The 519-nt window shown below is 68.6% G+C and carries 1 protein-coding gene; it reads right to left on the bottom strand.

Annotated elements, in window-relative coordinates:
• Positions 1 to 519 (bottom strand): SDR family NAD(P)-dependent oxidoreductase (locus tag ACTWQR_RS55995; protein ID WP_443235054.1); only part of this gene is annotated, 519 nt, incomplete at both ends.

Raw genomic sequence — 519 nt, 5'->3', positions numbered from 1 at the left:
CCCCTGCGCATGCCGGTGCTGGGCCAGCGCGTCCAAAAACGTGTTGCCCGCCGCGTAGTTGGCCTGGCCCGCATTACCGATCAGACCCGCGATCGACGAATACAGCACGAACGCCGACAACCGCAGATCCCTCGTCAGCTCATGCAGGTTCCACGCCGCGTCGATCTTCGGCCGCACCACCGCATCCAGCCGCTCACCGGTCAACTCACCCAGCACCGCGTCATCCAGAACACCCGCCGTATGCACCACCGCGGACACCGGAAACTCCACCGGAACCCCGGCCAGCACCCCAGCCAGCGCCTCACGATCCGCCGCATCACACGCAGCGAACGAAACCTCAGCGCCCAGACCCTCCAGCTCCGCCCTCAACTCGGCCGCACCCGGAGCACCCTCACCACGCCGGCTCAGCAGCAGCAGCCGCCGCGCGCCCTGCTCGACGACCAGATGACGGGCCAGAATCCCGCCCAGCGTCCCCGTCGCACCCGTGATCAGAACCGTGCCCTCATCCCAACGCGGCGC

This window comes from Streptomyces sp. 2A115, from assembly GCF_052245575.1.
Lineage (GTDB): Bacteria > Actinomycetota > Actinomycetes > Streptomycetales > Streptomycetaceae > Streptomyces.
This window is presented reverse-complemented; position numbering and strand designations above follow the sequence as displayed.